The organism is Methylobacter svalbardensis (assembly GCF_037671525.1).
GTDB classification, from domain to species: Bacteria; Pseudomonadota; Gammaproteobacteria; order Methylococcales; family Methylomonadaceae; genus Methylobacter_A; species Methylobacter_A svalbardensis.
Genome location: NZ_JAWPOH010000017.1, coordinates 1 through 18,035 on the forward strand (window position 1 = coordinate 1; position 18,035 = coordinate 18,035).

The window sequence follows — 18,035 nt, forward strand, 5'->3', positions numbered from 1 at the left end:
TCATGGCTTATATCCCCTTCCATCATTGCCGACAATCCGGTTGCCGTCGCAAACCCGTTATTGCAGATCAGGTAGTCTGTGTATAATTCTAGTTTTATTTTTTCCATCCCGAAATAATACGCTTTTTGAGGGGTGGGTGCGTAACATCAGTTATAATTTATGGCTTACATTTTTTGCCGCTCCGTTACAGACCTTTAATCAATATTTTCTATTACGTCGCGCGAGGAAATACCATCAATAACTCCATGATTAACACTGAGCGCAAGCGGTGAGCTAAGCGTCGGGCGAGAACAAGCGGGCTTGACGAACAGTGGTCTTATGCGGGGGATAAATCCAATCCGCCGGCTCCGGTCTACGGCATACCAGAGTCATCTTGATGCCGACAAACATGAAGTAGGTAAGCGCAATACCCAAAAAAACAGAACGCAAAAACTTAAATTTCAGAACCTGGAGTAAACGTCCGGTACGCAAACTATTTGCTTTTCAAAGCTCGAATTGATGCATGATACGGTCATCGGCTTAATCAATAAGTTCGGGATTGGACCCAATAGTTACATAAAATTACAGATTCCACCCGTTACCGGCAATTCGAGTTTAACCACCAATATGAAGATTACTTATGACGGCCTCACATAGTCCTCGACAAAACTATCTCCTCAATACCCTGCCCTCAGATGAATATGAGCGCCTTTTTCCGGATCTGGAACTGGTTCAGATGCCGCTGGGCAAAGTCATCTACGAGTCGGGGGATGAGTTGCATCACGCCTATTTTCCGACGACCTGCATCGTATCGCTGCTTTATGTCATGGAAAACGGCGCTTCAGCCGAAATAGCGGTAGTCGGCAACGACGGCATCATTGGCGTCGCTCTTTTTATGGGCGGAGGAACCATGCCTAACCGTGCCGTCGTGCAAAGCGAAGGTTACGCCTATCGGCTGCGGGCGCAGCAGCTCATGCTGGAATTCGACCGCTTTGGTGGGCGTCGCTACGGGACATTACATGATTTATTACTGCGCTATACCCAGGCACTGATTACCCAAATGTCACAAACGGCAGTCTGTAATCGGCATCATTCCGTGGACCAGCAACTCTGTCGTTGGTTGCTGTTAAGCCTCGACCGGCTCGCTACGAACGAGTTGACCATGACCCAGGAATTGATCGCTAATATGCTGGGCGTGCGCCGCGAAGGCGTAACGGAGGCCGCAGGAAAATTGCAGCAAGCCGGGTTGATTGAGTATAGCCGTGGCCGTATCACGGTACTGGACAGGCCGGGATTGGAAGCGAGAGTCTGTGAATGCTACCAAGTGGTCAGAACGGAATTTGATCGTCTACTCCCCCCCCCCCCCCCGCATTCCGCTGACATCGTTCATTCGAACGAAACGTCTACGTAGAAATCGCAAAACGAAAGTGACAAGATAAGTTCGCTTCCCTTGATGCCGCTGTTTGGACAAACCCCGTTATCCGCTGATGAGTTGACGCTCGCCAACTTTGCCGGAGCACGCAATTTGTGCGCTGGCGTACAGATCCTTCCGGGGATTTGACGTACCATCGGCCACAACAGAGACAAAAGCACTGCGACAGAGCGTGTATCCAGCCGTCACGACTAAGCGGGCCAACCGAAAGCCGGTTGCCCGACAGGAGAGCACATGTCATATCAAACCGTTCAACACTGCGATGCCTCACCCAACAACAAGAAACTCCGATTTATTTCCGGTTCAAAGCGCTTGTTTTGGAAAATCATGATAGCGCCCGGCGGAACCCTATCCATCCGTAAATGGCTTTCGGGTATGCATCGAGTAACCTTGCTCGGCGCTTTGGTTTTTTCCGGCTGCACTGAACACATGGATGAGCGAGGCAAACCGGCGCAGCAACAGACAGGGAGTGCCGCCAGCAAACCTGTTCACAAGGAGGTCGGCGAAGCGTCGTGGTATGGCCCGGGATTTCAAGGTAAGGAAACCGCCAGTGGCGAGACCTTTAACCAAAAAGAGATGACGGCCGCCCATCCAAGTTTGCCGATGGGAACCAAGGCCAAGGTGACCAACCTCGAGAATGACAAGAAAGTCGAGGTCATAATCAATGACCGTGGCCCCTTTGCCAAAGACCGCGTCATCGATCTTTCCGCCGCAGCGGCTAAAAAGCTCGATATGAAAAAGGACGGCACCAGTCAGGTCAAGATTGAGACTAAACCCGTCAAGAAAAAGCGTTCCTCCACCCGCCAGTCCAGAAAGAAAAAACCTCCATTCACTGGGTCATCAATCGGTAAAGGCGAGTAATATGCCGGCTTGCAATAAGGCGGCAAACGCCTCTGTTGCCACCGGATGATCGAAATAGTCGCCTTGATAGTCCAGCGGGTTATTGCGGCGTTTTATCCGCCCCCTCAGTAAAATTCAAAACCACCGGCACGATTATCGAGGTGTTAATCAAGCGCGACTATTGAAATATTGAATCCATAAATGCAGTATCCTTTAAGTCTATTTCCTAGATGGTGTATTAGCCATGACCCTGTTCAAAATTATCCGCATCCTGATTTTATTGACCGTATTTGTAGTCGTGGCTTTTTATACAAAAAACCAAAAACTAAAATCCAGGTCGTGGACTGAACCTTTAAGCGTGGTGATTTACCGCATCAACGGCGATAACAATAGCCCGGTCGTCAACGAATATATCAATGAACTGGACGAGGGCGTTTTTGAGCCGGTTGACCGGTTTATGCAGCAGCAAAGCGAAAAATATACGCTCATCACCAAACAGCCCACCCAAATACGCATGGGAGCTGTGTTGACGGTACAACCGCCCGAAGCGCCGCTACCCGGTTCGGGGTATGCCGCAATTATCTGGTGGGGGCTTAAGTTTCGCTACTGGACTTATAAAAATACGCCCGATTCGGATTCGGATATGCGCCGTATCCGTGTTTTTGTGCTTTACCATGAAGCAGTGCAAGGCAGGAGCCTGCAACATTCGCTAGGGCTCGACAAAGGCTTGACAGCCGTGATCCATGCCTTTGCCTCTATCGATCAGGATCAGGATCAGCAAAACAATATCGTCATTGCCCACGAATTGCTGCATACAGTCGGGGCAACGGATAAATATACGGCCGATAACAGCGCCCTGTTTCCAATAGGCTATGCCGATCCGGAGCAGTCGCCCCTTTATCCGCAAACCAAGGCGGAAATCATGGTTGGCCGCATTCCCCTGTCGGAAACCAGTATGCGCATGGCAGACAGTTTGAGCGAGTGTGTTATCGGCGAACAAACGGCGAAAGAAATCAATTGGCTGCAGGAAGAAAAATAACCAGACCGATACGCTGCTTTCCTATGCAATTGAATGATGAAGCGATTGCAATCTTGAATTCGCTGTTTTTAAACAGCTTCAGAAGAGGCGGTGTAATATATACCCATTGCACATCAACAAGGCATCGTCTCTTTTTCCCGTCAGGGAGAGCCGATCTAAAGAAACCGGGTTTTGACAGGCAAAAAGTATAAACAGCCATACAACCATAAAGATAGTAGGACTCCTGCATGGATAAATCGACCGCCGTCCACGGCCCATTCTCTCCGGACACCGCGACTGATTTTGCTTACCCCTGTGTAGACAGGTTGCTGCCGATTGTAGGTATCGGAGCCTCGGCCGGCGGGCTTGAAGCGCTCGAACACTTTTTCAGTCATGTGCCTGATAACATGGGTGTCGCTTTCGTCGTCATTCAGCATCTCGATCCCAACCACAAAGGCATGATGGCCGAATTACTGCAACGCATAACGGCGATGACGGTAGTAGAAGCCCAAAATCGCATGAAAATAAAACCGGATTGCATTTATGTCAATCCTCCGAATAAAAATCTGTCCATCCTGCACGGCACGCTTTATCTGCTCGACCCGGTTGTACCGCGCGGATTACGGCTGCCTATCGATGCTTTTTTCCGTAGTCTGGCTGAAGATCGGCGCGATCAAAGCATCGGCATCCTGCTTTCGGGCATGGGTTCGGATGGTACGCTGGGCCTGCATGCCGTCAAGGAAAAATCCGGTCTGGTGCTGGTACAGGATCCTAGCGACGCCAAATACGACAGTATGCCGCGCAGCGTTATTGATGTGGGCTTAGCCGATATTATCGGCACGGCGGCAGAACTGCCTGCGCACATCATCAATTATCTCCAGCATCCCCACAGGGATGCTTTGGCCGGTTCAGGGCAGCTCTTGGAAGACAGCTCCCTGAGCTCTCTGGAAAAAATTGCCGTGCTGCTGCGCGTCCGGACCGGCAATGATTTTTCATTATACAAGAAAAGTACGATATATCGCCGTATTGAGCGGCGCATGGAACTGCACCAGCTCGATCATATCGCCACTTATGTCCGTTATCTTCGCGAAAATCCGCAGGAGCAGGATTTATTGTTCAAGGAATTACTGATCGGTGTTACCGGTTTTTTTCGTAATCCGGCGGTATGGGACACTTTAAAGACCGACGCAATACCCGCGCTGATAGCAAACTATCCGGACGGCAAGACCATAAGAGTGTGGGTGCCCGCCTGTTCGACCGGAGAGGAAGCCTATACGCTGGCAATCAGCTTCATGGAAGCGGTCGAACAGGTCAAGCCGCGCGCACACTACCCGCTGCAGATTTTTGCTACCGACCTCGATACGGATGCGATAGCGCATGCACGCCAGGGATTTTACGCGGCCCATAGCGTCGCCGATGTTTCACCTGAGCGTCTAACCCGCTACTTTAACGCCGAAAACAACGGCTACCGGATGAAAAATGAAATCTGCGAAACGATCATTTTTGCGCCGCAGAATATCATCACCGATCCGCCGTTTACCCGGTTGGATATAATCAGTTGCCGTAACCTGCTGATTTATTTTTCCGCTGATTTACAGGAAAAACTGTTGCCGCTGTTTCACTATGCGCTAAACCCGCATGGCTTGCTGTTGCTGGGATCTGCCGAAAGCACAGGCAATTTCGGCTATCTGTTTACGCCGGTGAAGGCCAAGGTGCGACTCTACCGGCGTATTGACAATCCTTTGCCGAAACCTGAAGTGAACTTTCCACATAAACATTTTACCGCGGTGCCCGCCGCCAGGCAGACAGTTGATAATGCCAGTCTGCCTGTCAATCTGCAACAACTGATGGATCACCTGCTGCTTGCGCATTACGCCCCGGCAGCGGTGCTGGTTAACGCCGAGGGCGACATCCTTTATTTTAGCGGCCACACCGGCAAGTATCTGGAACCTTCTGCCGGTAAAGCCAATCTGAACATCCATGCGATGGCGCGCGAGGGCTTGCGTCAGGCGCTAACGGGTTCAATCCGCCTGGCGTTGCAGCAATTAACAGCGGTGCACCTGGAAGGCCTGCAGATAACCGGCGAAAGCGGTACCCATACGGTCAATGTGACCGTACAAGCTATCGAGCAGGTCGAGGCATTGCGCGGCAAGGTCATCATCGTGTTTACCGACGTCGCGACAGCGCGTACCCGCAAACGCACCGCCAAGCTCCCGCCGCCCGAAGCGCTGCAACAGGCCCGGCTGGAAATACAGACCTTGCGCAATGAAATACAGTTTTTTCAGGAAGAACTCAAAGCCAGCCATGAAGAGATCCAGTTTGCAAATCAGGAAATGCTCATTTCCAAGGAAGAAATGCAGTCAGTGAACGAGGAAGTGCTGACGGTGAATGCGGAGCTGCAAGCCAAACTGGATGCGCTGCAGTGGGTCAACAACGACATGCAGAACCTGCTTAACAGTACCGAAATTGCCACGGTGTTTCTCAACAATAAATTGCATCTGCGGCGCTTTACCGCCCATACCTCGCAGATCTTCAGGCTGTTGCCGCAAGACGAAGGACGGCCGCTATCCGACATCGCGACCGATCTGGATTATCCTCTGTTGCGGCAGGATGCAACAGAAGTGCTGCGTACGCTGGTGGTTTCGGATAAGCAAATCCAGACCCATGACGGACGCTGGTTTGATGTCCGCATCATGCCTTATCGCACCATGGATAATGTAATAGACGGCGTGGTGATCACGTTTGTCGACATCAGTCTCGCCAAAAACCTTGAGCTGGCGCTGAACGAACATGCGATTGTAGCGATGACCAACCGGAAAGGCGAGATCACCTATGTGAATGACAAGTTCTGCGCCATCTCCCAGTATTCGCGCGAAGAACTGCTCGGACAGGATCACCGTATTATCAACTCGGGGTATCACCCCAAGGAATTTATGCGCGACCTGTGGAGAACCATTGGACACGGGCATACCTGGAAGGGGGAAATCCGTAACCGAGCCAAAGATGGTTCCCTCTATTGGGTAGACACTACCATCGTTCCTTTTCTTGATGCGAAAGGCAAACCATATCAATATGTCGTTATTCGCACGGTCATTACTCACCATAAGAAGAAAGCCGGCTCGGTGCGGCAGGAAAATGCGGACACAGAGAATAATTCCAATGCCGGGATTTATTTGTAGCAGTTTTCCTCGTTCCCACGCTCCTGCGCTCGTCGTTATACACAAGTCTATGGGCAGCCGTCATTCCGGCAGGGATTGCCGGAATCCAGATTACATGGACGTACACAGCTCGCCATCCATGGCACTGGATACCCGCTTCCCGGCGGGTATGACGAGTTACTTGGGACTTGTGTATAACGATGAGCGCTCCTGCGTGGGAACGAGGAATCAGGAAGCGTTTTATGGTTTAAAAATTCCTTAGTGTGTGACATCAGTTTATAATACCTGCCAAAAATATTGGGATATTCACGATGTACAGAGAGAACGTGTGACAAAAAAAATCAAGCCATTTACCGACGCCGACAAGCTGCGCCGCCGCGCCAATCAACAGCTTGCCCAACAACAGTCAAGCGTATCCGGCATTGAAATGGACGCAAAAAAACTGCTGCACGAATTACAGGTTCACCAGATCGAGCTGGAAATGCAAAATGAGGAACTGCTGATAGCGCAGATTGAAGTGGAAGCGAGCCTGGAACGTTACACTGAACTCTATGACATGGCGCCGGTCGGCTATCTTACGCTGGATTGCTTCGGCGCTATCCAGCAGATCAATCTCAAGGCCGCCAGGCAGTTGGGCATATTCCGTTCACAGCTAAAACAGCAACGCTTTTCAAGCTTTATCAGCGTTGATTCCTTGCCCGTTTTCAACGATTTCCTGTCCGGCGTATTTGTCGGCAGAACGGCTCAAAACTGTGAGCTGACCCTGCTCCCTGTCGACCGGAGCCCGACGCTGATTATACAGTTCGAAGCCATTGCCAACGATGACGACCAGACCTGTCGCGTGATCCTCATCGATATTACCGAGCGTAAAGGTAATGAAGAGAAACTGAAACTCGCGAACCTGGTTTATCAGGCGATTGGTGAGGCCATCATGGTGGCCGATGCCGATAACCGGATTGTCACCGTCAATCCGGCGTTCACCGAGCTGACCGGTTACACCTTGCAGGAGGCCATCGGTCAATCCACGACGCTGCTCAAGTCAGGACACCAAAACGAAGCGTTCTACCAGATCATGTGGCATACACTGGAAACAACAGGGTGTTGGCAGGGTGAAATATGGAACCGGCGCAAGAACGGCGAAGCTTACCTTGAATGGTTGACGATCAACACCGTTTATGATCACCAAAACAAGGTACGGCATCGGGTCGCGACGTTCTCGGATATCACCGATCAGAAACATGCAGAACAGACCATCTGGCAGCAGGCCAACTTCGATTCGTTGACCGGACTGCCCAACCGCCACCTGTTTTATGAACGTCTGGCGCAGGAGATGAAGAAATCCCAACGAATGGGCCTGCCGCTGGCATTGCTGTTTCTCGATCTCGATCATTTCAAGGATGTTAACGATACGCTGGGACACGGCAAAGGCGACCTGCTGCTCAAGGAGATGGCGCAACGTTTACTCAATTGCGTACGCAATACCGATACCGTCGCACGTCTGGGCGGCGATGAATTCACCATTATTCTGGCTGAATTACACGAGCAAGACAGTATTGAACGCATCGCTCAGGACATCCTGTGGCAGCTGACCAAACCGTTCGAGTTAGAGGGCGAAATTGCCTATGTGTCGGTCAGTATCGGTATCACCTTATATCCTGAAGATACCGATGACATCGACGTGCTGATAAAAAATGCCGATCAGGCCATGTATGCCGCAAAGGATCAGGGCCGCAACTGCCGCCACTACTTTACCCTCTCCATGCAGGAAGCCGCACTGACCAGAAGGCGGCTGATCAATGACCTGCGTAATGCACTGGCCGAACGTCAGTTCTGGCTGGCTTACCAGCCGATTGTGGAATTGACCACCGGCTTTATCCGCAAAGCGGAGGCGTTGATTCGTTGGCAGCATCCGAGCCGCGGTTTGATCAGTCCGGCCGATTTTATCCCGGTCGCCGAAGCAACCGGCATGATCATCGACATCGGCGAGTGGGTGTTTCGCGAGGCGGCGCAACAGGCCGCACACTGGCGTACCAAACACCACGAGCAGTTCCAGATCAGCATCAATAAATCGCCGGTACAATTTCAAAAAGAGGACAATGGACATCTTGCCTGGTTCGAGCATTTGCGCGAACTCGGTCTGTCCGGACAAAGCGTGGTCGTAGAAATTACCGAGGGACTGCTGATGGATGCCGGGGCTTTAATTACCGGCCAACTGTTGGCTTTTCGCGATGCCGGTATTCAGGTATCGCTGGATGACTTCGGCACCGGTTATTCTTCATTATCTTACCTGAAAAAATTCGACATCGACTATCTGAAGATTGACCAGTCGTTCACCCGCAACCTCGGTCCCAATGCCAATGATCTGGCGCTGTGCGAAGCGATCATTGTGATGGCGCATAAATTGGGCATCAAGGTTATCGCAGAGGGCATAGAAACGCAGGAGCAGTGCGATTTACTGATTGCCGCCGGTTGCGATTATGGACAAGGTTATTTGTTTTCGCGGCCGGTGGCCGCAGATGAATTCGAGAAGCTGCTGGTTGCAGGCTAAACGTAACCTCGCCTCGTTCCCACACAACGCGTCGTGGGAACGGGAATTACCCCATCAGCACCAACACCTGATGGTTCTGTCCATCGTTCAGCAGCGGGATACCCTCACCCTCTGCTTGCGCTACGCCGTCCAACTCAATCGACACGATGCCCTTCGACACTCCGTTGGGATTGTTGACGGTGATGTCATAGCAAGTTTCCTCGTGCCGGTAACGTAAAGTATAACTGCGCCAGTCATGCGGAATACAAGGATTGAAATGCATTTTGCCGGCGCGGACATTCAGGCCCAACAGCCATTCCAGACCGGCGCGGTAAAACCATCCCGCAGCGCCGGTGTACCAGGTCCAACCGCCGCGCCGCACGTGGGGCGGTACCGCATAGATATCGGCCGCTAGCACATAAGGCTCGACTTTATAGGCATAGACGCCGGTCCTGTTAGCGGTGCGATTGATCGGATTCAGCATGTGCAGGAGTTCTGCCGCCTGATCGCCGTCTCCGAGCATCGCGTAAGCGATAACGCACCAGATCGCCGCATGGGTATATTGCCCGCCATTTTCCCGTACGCCCGGCAAATAGCCTTTGATGTAACCGGGGTCCAGTAGGGTCTTATCGAAAGGCGGCGTAAACAGCAACACCAGATCGTCACCATAGCGTATCAGATATTCCCGAACCGAATTCATCGCCAGCCGCGCCCGCTCGGGGTCGGCGGCGCCGGAAATAACGGCCCAGCTTTGCGCCAGCGAGTCGATACGGCACTCGGCGTTGATCGCAGACCCCAGCGGCGTGCCGTCATCGTAATAGGCGCGCTTGTACCAGGACACATCCCAGCCTTCCGCTTCCACTGCGACTTCTAGCTTGGCAGCGTGTTCGCGCCAACGTGCGGCGTGCGCGGTGTCTCCGCGCGCTTGGGCCAGATCGGCAAATTCCGATAAGGTAGCCATCAGGAACCAGGCGAGCCAGACGCTCTCTCCTTTGCCCAGATGACCCACCCGGTTCATGCCGTCATTCCAATCGCCGCTGCCCATCAGCGGCAGACCGTGTGCGCCGACTTGTAAACTCAAATCCAGCGTTCGCGCACAGTGCTCAAACAGGCTGGCTTGCAGCTCCGATTGCGTCGGCTCGAAATAGGCATCTTCCTGTTCTTGTGTGAGTATAGGGCCTTCCAGGAACGGCATTATTTCGTCGAGTACCGCGCTATCGCCGCTCACCTTGACATAGTGGGATGTCACATAAGGCAGCCAGATAAGGTCATCGGAAAAATGGGTGCGCACACCGCGATTGGAAGGCGGGTGCCACCAATGCTGCACATCGCCCTCGACAAACTGATGCGTCGCCGCACGGAGGATATGAGCGCGGGCAAGATCGGGCCGGGCTACTGCAAGCGCCATGCTGTCTTGTAATTGATCGCGAAAACCGAAAGCCCCGCCTGCCTGATAAAATGCGGCTCGCGCCCACATTCGACAACTCAGGGTCTGGTACAGCAGCCAACCGTTCAGCATCAAGTCCAGGCCTCTGTCCGGCGTTTTTACCTGAACTTTCCTGAGTGTCTTGGACCATAATTGTTTCACGGCGGCGAAGGTTTTTTGCAGATCCGCAGACCGATAACGCTTGATCAGTTCGCCGGCATGATCGCGGTCATTGCCTTGTCCCAACAGAAAAACGATTTCGATGCTTTGATCGCTTGCAAGTTCTATCGGCGTCGTCAATGCCGCGCAGGGATCAAGCCCCGCGCCAACGCGGTGTTTAAGCGCTTTGGCTAGGCTCAAGGCCAGCGGCGCATCCAGGCTGCCGTTACGGCCGATAAATTCGGTTCTATTGCAGGTCCAGGTAGGTTGCAGGCCGACCAGATCGACAAAAGCAATACGCTGGCCAAAATCCATATCCAAGCGGTTGTAAGCAAACAGGGCGCCGGTCGCCTGATCCAATTCGGTAACAATATAAGGCGCGGTGTTGATTCGAGAAGCGCCGAGCACCCATTCAACATAGGCAGTAACCGACAGTTTGCGGGGACGACCGGAAGTGTTTTTTAAGGTCAAAACCGAAATTTTTACCGGGTCGTCCGAACTGACGAATTGCAGCAGCTCGCTATGGATACCGTGAGAAACATGCTCGAAACGACTGTAGCCCTGGCCGTGGCGAATCACATAACGGGCGTTATCCACTCGAATCGGTAATGCAGTCGGGCTCCACAAATCGCCGGTCTCGACGTCCTGCAAATAAAATATTTCGCCGGGCGGATCGCTGACCGGATCGTTCGACCACGGGGTCAACTGGTTCATCCGGCTGTTAAGGCTCCAGGTGTAGCCACTGCCCAGCTCCGAGACCGTAAACCCGAATTCCGCGTTGGCGATCACGTTAATCCAGGGTGCCGGCGTCCATTGTCCGTTGCCCAGCACGATCACATATTCGCGCCCGTCGTCGGCAAAGCCGCCCAGCCCGTTAAAATATTCGAGCTCTGTAGCAGCGATTAACGGTCCACTGCTGTCAACGCTGGATGCCGCCAAGGCTTTGCTTTGGATAAACTCCGGCGTAGGCTTGGGATGCCGCATCAATTGCTCGGCCAAGGTGCCGCGACTACTTAAGAGCACCACGCGAGCCGAGGTTTGCAACAGCACACGCTCTTCCTCTGAGATCTGATCGGCCCGCAGCACAAAAATCTCGCCATGTCCGCCGTATTCATGAATCGCGGTAAACGCTTGAGTTTCGCGAACCATGCTTTCCAACAAGGTCTGCAATTCATTGGCATAGGTAATTTCTTTTTCATTCAAAATCACCAGGTCGACAGACAAACGTTTCATGCGCCAATACTCGTAGGCGCGCAATAACTGATCGGCAATAGCCCGGTCATCGGTTGACATTACCCGCAGCAATACCATCGGACGGTCACCGGAAATACCAAACCGCCATAAACCGGTGACATTTAACCGGTTCAACTGCATAAGCTTGCTGCTCGCTCGCAGCCAAGAATCGGCATACAGCAAGCGATTGGCCAGGGATTGAAATAACTGGGCTTCGTCAGGCTTGATGCGCAGATGCCGCAATTGGATGTGCGCATGGGTCCAGGCAAGGTTGGAAACCCGGTCGAAAGTCGCCGCGTTGTGATACTTATCGGCTAAATCTTCAACCGCCTGTCGTGACGAGGCAACCAAGGTGGTAAAGGTCACATGAACCGTCGCTCCCGCTTCGATGCTGACCCGCGTACGCAGACTGAAAATCGGATCAAGCACAGCGCCGACCGTATTGCTGAGCGGGCGACCATCGATCACGGCGGCGGGCGCGCGCAATGTTTGACCTCGGCCGCAAAATTTTACCCGGTCGGTTTCATATTGAACGCCTTCACCGATGTCGCTACACGCCAGCACATGAGCCGCCCAAATTTGCGGATCATTTTCTGCCCGAGGCCGCCGTTGCGCGATCAGTGCGCATGCCTGCGGCAGGAACTCGGTTTGGATGAACAAATTGGAAAACGCGGGATGAGCGCTATCGGCCAGGGGTGGCGCCAGCACAATTTCCGAGTAGGAGGTAAGCTCAATTTCCCGGATATACGAGCCGTTATTGGTCAGACTTAAACACCTGATTTCTGCGTCATCCTCCGGCGACACAATGATTTCCAAGTGACTGGTTATAGTACCGTCTTCGCGAGAGATGCGCACCCGGTCTTCGAGAAAAACCACCTCGTATTGATCAGGAACCGCAGCCGTCGGCTGGTATCCGGCAGACCAAATCCTGCCGCTAGCCATTTCGCGCAAATAGACATAACTGCCCCAGCAATCGCGCGTCACATCTTCGCGCCAGCGGGTTACCGCCAGCTTTTCACAGACACTGTAGCCCGAACCGGCGGCGGTGACCATCACCCCGTAACGGCCATTGGAAAGCAAATGCGCTGAGGGTACCATGGACATCGGCGAAGGCTCGCGGCGCACTGACGGTTGTACTATTTCTTTGACTTCAGCCTCAGCTTGAGTGAAGTCAGGGATGCCGCTGTCAGAACCGTGCGGAACCCGCTCCTGCAATAACATTTCAGCGCCCTGAATCATCGGGGTACGATGGAAACGGCGGCGCATAACCGCGTCAAGCATGACATTGGTCAAAGCCACCAACGACATGCCTTGATGATGAGCCATATAGCAGCGCACAAACGCCACCTTTTGATTTTCCGCCAGTCGTGTCGGCGTGAAATCGAGCGCCTCGAAAAAGCCGTAACGCCCCAAAGCGCCAAGTTGTTCTAAGCGTTCGAAATTCACCGCAGCCGCATGCGTGTGGTACATCGCCGCCAAGGCTGTGGCATAGGGGGCGATGACCAGATCAAAGGCGAGTCCGCGCTTCATCCCCAGACCGGGTACGCCGAAAGCAGCATACTGGTAAGTGAACCAACGGTCGCGGCCGTTAAACGCCGATTCGGAGACACCCCACGGCACATTGTGTTCTTCCCCGTATTCAATCTGGCTTTGCACGGACAGACGACAAGTCTGATCGAGCAGGCTGTAGCGCGGCGTATAAGTCACCAGTGACGGCATCAGGTATTCGAACATCGAGCCGGACCAGGACAGCAATACGGTGCCGTTCGCGGTGCGTGCCATCCGTCTTCCTAAGTGAAACCAGTGAATACTCGGCACTTCACGCTTGGCGATAGCGATAAGGCTGGTCAGGCGCGCTTCCGAGGCGAGCAGATCGTAATAGCTGTCGTCGATAACACCGCTTTCAACCCGGTAGCCAAGCGAAAACAAGTGCCTGTTTTGATCATAGAGAAAACGAAAATCCATGTTGACGAAAAGTTGATGCGCTTGTTCTTCCAGCGCTTGTATTCGCCGAACCAGTGCTCTCCAGCGTTGCGCTTCCGGTTGCGGGTGGTCATCAAGCGGAAGCCCGACAGGTATCGATGAGCCTAGGTTTTCGAAGTCACGTTGATGAGAATGGATGTCAGCGTGCAGCAGCGTAGCCCATGCCAGCACTTCGCTGTCATCCATCAGTTCGCCGCGTTCAGCGGCGTAAGCGCGAGCCAAATCCAACAGGTTATCGGCGCATGGCGTGATTAGCCGCCACAAACTTAGCCATTCCTTGTGGCCGGCAGGCCTGCCGGCCAACAAGCCGCCAAGTTTTTCTACTTTTTTCTGTAGTTCTTCCCGCGTCACTATCAGCATGCGCTGGTCATCGTTGGTTTCGGTAAGTGCAGAAGTGAGCAGTCGGTGAGTATCGGCAATACCGTTTAACACGGTGGCAAACTGATACGGTTGCTGCGTCAACTCTTTACATCCCTGAACCAGCACCAGCAGATGTCCTGCCAAATTGCCGCTATCCACGGTCGATACATACCTGGGTTCCAGCGGGTGCAAACTGCGCGTGTCGTACCAGTTATAAAAATGTCCATGCAGTCGCGGCAGCTTGTTTAGCGTATCCAGGGTTGCCTCCAGCCGGTCAATGGTATCTATAAGCCCCAGCCAGCCAAAATCGTGTGCGGCGAGCACCGATAACAGATAAAGACCGAAATTTGTCGGCGAACTGCGATGCGCGATAACGGGATCAGGTTCTTCCTGAAAGTTATCCGGCGGCAGATAATTTTCCTGCTCGGTCACGAAAGTGGTAAAAAATCGCCAGGTACGCCTGGCAACCTGTCGTAACCGTAAAGCATCCTCGGGAAGTAATGCTTCAGCCTGATCCGGTTTAGGCGGCAGACTCAGGATATGGGCAATGATGGGAGACAATAACCACAACAGCAGGAACGGTGCGGCAAGCTCCATCGAAGCGGGATTGAATAACAGTACGACCGAGCCCGCGCAAACGACCACGATAGTCACGCTAGCCATGGGCCGAATAAGGCTCTTCACCGATTGCCCCGCCGCCGTCTTCGCTTGCAGCGCAGTAACCCAGCTGAGCAATTTTCGTCGGGTAATAAATAGCCGTACCAGGGTGCTGACGATCGCGTCAGTCATCAACCCAGCCTGTTGCGCCAGCAGGGTTAACGAGATCAGGCTATGGTTTACGCCCATGACGACATTTTCTGCTGTGGCGCGAAGCTGATTACGCAACGGAATGTCGGCGCGCAGTCTCATTCCGGCGACGATGGCCATTAAGGTGGGAATACTCAACATTATTAACACTATGCCCATCAGTATCCATTGTGGCGCGTTCGGAATAGCCCAGGCCGCCAACAGGGTAAAAAAGGCGCCCGGCGCGGAGAAAGTTCGACGCAAGTTATCGAGCATTTTCCAGCGTCCAATCAGCGGCATACCTTGGCCGAGGGAACCGAAAATCCAGGGTAATAACTGCCAATCGCCACGCGCCCAGCGGTGCGAGCGAGACGCGGCAACTTCCGTATGAGAGGGAAATTCTTCAAACAACTCAATATCGCTGACAAAGGCACAGCGGGCGAACACACTCTCAAGCAAGTCATGACTGAGTAAGGCATTTTCCGGGATGCGTCCGGCCAAAGCGGCTTCAAATGAATCGACCTCATATAAGCCCTTGCCGCTATAGGTTCCGAGTCCGAACAGATCCTGATAGACTTCGGACACTGCGGTCGAATAAGCGTCCATGCCGCACGCGCCGGAAAAAAGTCGATGAAACAACGAGTGTTCCCGCCGGTGCGGCAGGGTCGGCGTGACTCTAGGTTGGAGAATGCTGTAGCCGCTGATAATACACTTTGTGACCGGATCAAGGACGGGCCAATTGAGCGGATGCGCCGCTGTACCCACCAATTGACGCACCGAATCGATAGGCAATTTGGTGTCGGCATCCAGGGTTATCACATAATGGACACCCGGAGGGGCAAACGCGGGTTTGCCATGAATCGGCATAAAAGAAGTGTCGTCTGCACCGCGCAGCAGTCGATTAAATTCATGCAACTTGCCGCGCTTGCGCTCCCATCCCATCCATTTGTTTTCACCTGGGTTCCATTTACGTTTGCGGTGATACAGAAAAAACCGCTGTTCTCCGTACTTGGCATTAAGCGCGTCAAGCGCGGTAATGGCAACGTTCAACAAAAGATCATCTTCAGGCAGGGTTTCCTGATCCGCATCCACCCAATCGGATAACAGCGCAAAACGAACATCGCCACCCGGATTGGACAAGTAGTGAACCTCCAATTCATCGAATTGTTTTTTCACGTTCTGTTCGTTGACAAACAGGGTCGGTACCACAACAAAGGTGCTTAAGGTATCAGGAATGCCTTCTTTCAATTCGAGTCTGGGTAAATGGCGTGGCGGCACAACGCCAATAACGAAGCGGTTGACCAAACTTGTAGCAATATCCGAAGCAGGAAATAACGCAAACAGCGTAATCAGGGCAATCGACAAACTGCCCAATCCAGCCTCGACAGCCGCGCTCAGAGGCAGGGCCATTACGAGCAGTGTGCACACTGCCAGACTGCCCAGATACGCATAGGCCGCATGGGCGATATATACACGCAGTAGTGTTTGGCTGAAAGTAGGACGAAAGCCGACTTCTTGTTCGAATTCGCCCCGACCGGCGCCGATCAAATAGTAGCCGGGCTCCAGTATTTTCCGGTCAGCGTCTGATTCTTTACTAACACGATCAATCTTGTCGATGACTTTAGCGGCTATTTTTACCTCGGAATACGACGAACGTTTGGCCAGATCTTCAATCGCATGACGGTAGCGGTCGCGGGTAAGAAAATCCATCGCGTTGTAAGTGGGATGAGTGCGCAGACATTTATCCACCAGACTCGACTCTTCAACAAATTGCGGCCAATCGAATGCCGATATGGCTCGCAGGCTGGTGATGATATTGCGTACGGTCAGATTGGCGGCAATCTGACCGGCGTGTTCACGATGGACGATTTCATCCAGAGTAACGCCCAGTTCGCTCAGCAACGGATTCAGAAAATCGAGTGTAGGTGCGGTACCCGGATGCGGTTCGTGCAAGCGTTGTACGATCTGAACCGCAAAGGCCTGGCGCAAAGGCGCGGCGGGTAGTACGGCGGTCTTGGCCGAAAAATCAGGATTGTCGGCTTGATTAATAAAGTCATCAGCCAACTGTCGCCCGGCTTGTGAACGCATGACTTTTAATGCCAACCGACGCAAATTCTCGATCATCACGATACGTAGCGTGATCGGTATTGCCCAAAGCTCGCCAATACTGAGTGGCTGAATTTCCTGATAGGCGCGCAGGAAAAGAGCCAGCTGTTCAGGAGAAAAACGGCTATCGGTATGAGCGACTAGAGCCCAGGCAATGCCATAGACACGCGGATAACCGATAAGGAAGCCATCGGTTAACTTGGGTAATTGCTTGTAAAATTTTTTGGGCAGGTAAACGTTGATGTCATTGATCTGCTCTTCAATCACATGAAAATTGTCGAGCAGCCATTCTGCGGCTGGTGTAATGGCTCTATGTTCACGCGCCGCCTTACCGATAGATTTGTAAGCCTCAAACAACACCCTGGAATTTTCGCGGATCCTTGGCATCAGTTTGAGTCCGTCAGGACGAATTTCGGCTTTTTGCGCTTTCGCTAAACTAACGGCATGCTGTTCCAGTCGTTCGTTGCTAAACAACTCAAAGCGGATGGGTTCATCCTCACCGCCCGGATCGGCAAGCCTTGTTTTCCGTCTATGCTCCTGTAATTTCAGCATTTGTATTCCTCCGCTTAGGTTACCACTCAGTCAAACTCTTACGCCTCTTTTATCGTCCACTCGGCTACGGAGCAATGGGCGGTACCGGCGTTGACAATGCTCATGTCATTCTTGACCGGAGATTGAGTACAGCCCGACACAAGCAAAATAGACTCAAGGGTTAATAAGCGCCTGTTTTGTGACAAGTCCTCATCATTTCAGGTGCTGAAAAACAGTTTAATCACAACATTTAGCGTCGTCGGTACGGTAACGCACTTAAAAACGCTGTCGCTAATAGGCCGTGAACGAAGCGAAAAAATAGGCGGTGTCATCGTTAAATATTGAAGGCAACTTATTGCATTATGCTTAGGCAAAGCAGAGCGGCGCGGGGAGTCGCTATTTTTGCGACAGCTTTTATGGGCATCCCTGCCCAACAAGCGGCAAAAATCACGCGACCGCTGATGCCTGCGGCTGCCCCAGTCGTCCTGGTCACTCGA

7 protein-coding genes and 1 pseudogene are annotated in these 18,035 nt (G+C 52.7%); 7 read left to right on the forward strand and 1 reads right to left on the reverse strand.

Annotation, left to right across the window (positions count from 1 at the left end):
* Positions 1-357: 357 nt before the first annotated feature.
* From RW114_RS20965 to RW114_RS08695, 7 genes and pseudogenes are all read left to right on the forward strand, one after another.
* A pseudogene (locus tag RW114_RS20965) lies at positions 358-543 on the forward strand (IS1 family transposase); the annotation flags it as partial.
* Positions 544-619: 76 nt separating this feature from the next.
* On the forward strand, positions 620-1,390 hold the full coding sequence (locus RW114_RS08670) for a Crp/Fnr family transcriptional regulator (protein WP_340122354.1): 771 nt from the start codon (positions 620-622) through the stop codon (positions 1,388-1,390).
* 255 nt (positions 1,391-1,645) lie between these two features.
* Positions 1,646-2,272 (forward strand): septal ring lytic transglycosylase RlpA family protein, encoded by a 627-nt coding sequence (locus RW114_RS08675; RefSeq protein ID WP_340122355.1) that lies wholly within the window; start codon positions 1,646-1,648, stop codon positions 2,270-2,272.
* Positions 2,273-2,495: 223 nt separating this feature from the next.
* The gene (locus RW114_RS08680) at positions 2,496-3,290 is read left to right on the forward strand and encodes a hypothetical protein (RefSeq protein ID WP_340122356.1); all 795 of its coding nucleotides are present in this window, start codon (positions 2,496-2,498) and stop codon (positions 3,288-3,290) included.
* A gap of 227 nt (positions 3,291-3,517) precedes the next feature.
* Positions 3,518-6,448, forward strand: coding sequence for a chemotaxis protein CheB (locus tag RW114_RS08685; RefSeq protein WP_340122357.1), 2,931 nt, complete (start codon positions 3,518-3,520; stop codon positions 6,446-6,448).
* Positions 6,429-6,689: a hypothetical protein gene (locus RW114_RS08690; protein ID WP_340122358.1), complete on the forward strand. Its 261-nt coding sequence runs from the start codon at positions 6,429-6,431 to the stop codon at positions 6,687-6,689. The genes RW114_RS08685 and RW114_RS08690 overlap by 20 nt, the downstream gene beginning before the upstream one ends.
* Positions 6,690-6,755: 66 nt before the next feature.
* Complete coding sequence (locus RW114_RS08695) at positions 6,756-8,975, forward strand: sensor domain-containing protein (RefSeq protein ID WP_340122359.1); 2,220 nt, start codon at positions 6,756-6,758, stop codon at positions 8,973-8,975.
* A gap of 46 nt (positions 8,976-9,021) precedes the next feature.
* On the opposite strand, the gene RW114_RS08700 is transcribed toward RW114_RS08695, so the two are convergent.
* Positions 9,022-17,559 carry a GH36-type glycosyl hydrolase domain-containing protein gene (locus tag RW114_RS08700; protein WP_340122360.1) on the reverse strand — a complete coding sequence of 2,846 codons (8,538 nt, stop codon included), beginning with the start codon at positions 17,557-17,559 and terminating at the stop codon, positions 9,022-9,024.
* Positions 17,560-18,035 lie beyond the last annotated feature (476 nt).

Excerpts from the sequence above, each read along its gene's own strand:
- RW114_RS08680 (WP_340122356.1), top strand. The coding sequence starts at position 2,496 with ATGACCCTGTTCAAAATTATCCGCATCCTGATTTTATTGACCGTATTT.
- RW114_RS08700 (WP_340122360.1), bottom strand. The coding sequence starts at position 17,559 with ATGCTGAAATTACAGGAGCATAGACGGAAAACAAGGCTTGCCGATCCG.
- RW114_RS08670 (WP_340122354.1), top strand. The coding sequence starts at position 620 with ATGACGGCCTCACATAGTCCTCGACAAAACTATCTCCTCAATACCCTG.
- RW114_RS08685 (WP_340122357.1), top strand. The coding sequence starts at position 3,518 with ATGGATAAATCGACCGCCGTCCACGGCCCATTCTCTCCGGACACCGCG.
- RW114_RS08675 (WP_340122355.1), top strand. The coding sequence starts at position 1,646 with ATGTCATATCAAACCGTTCAACACTGCGATGCCTCACCCAACAACAAG.
- RW114_RS08690 (WP_340122358.1), top strand. The coding sequence starts at position 6,429 with ATGCCGGGATTTATTTGTAGCAGTTTTCCTCGTTCCCACGCTCCTGCG.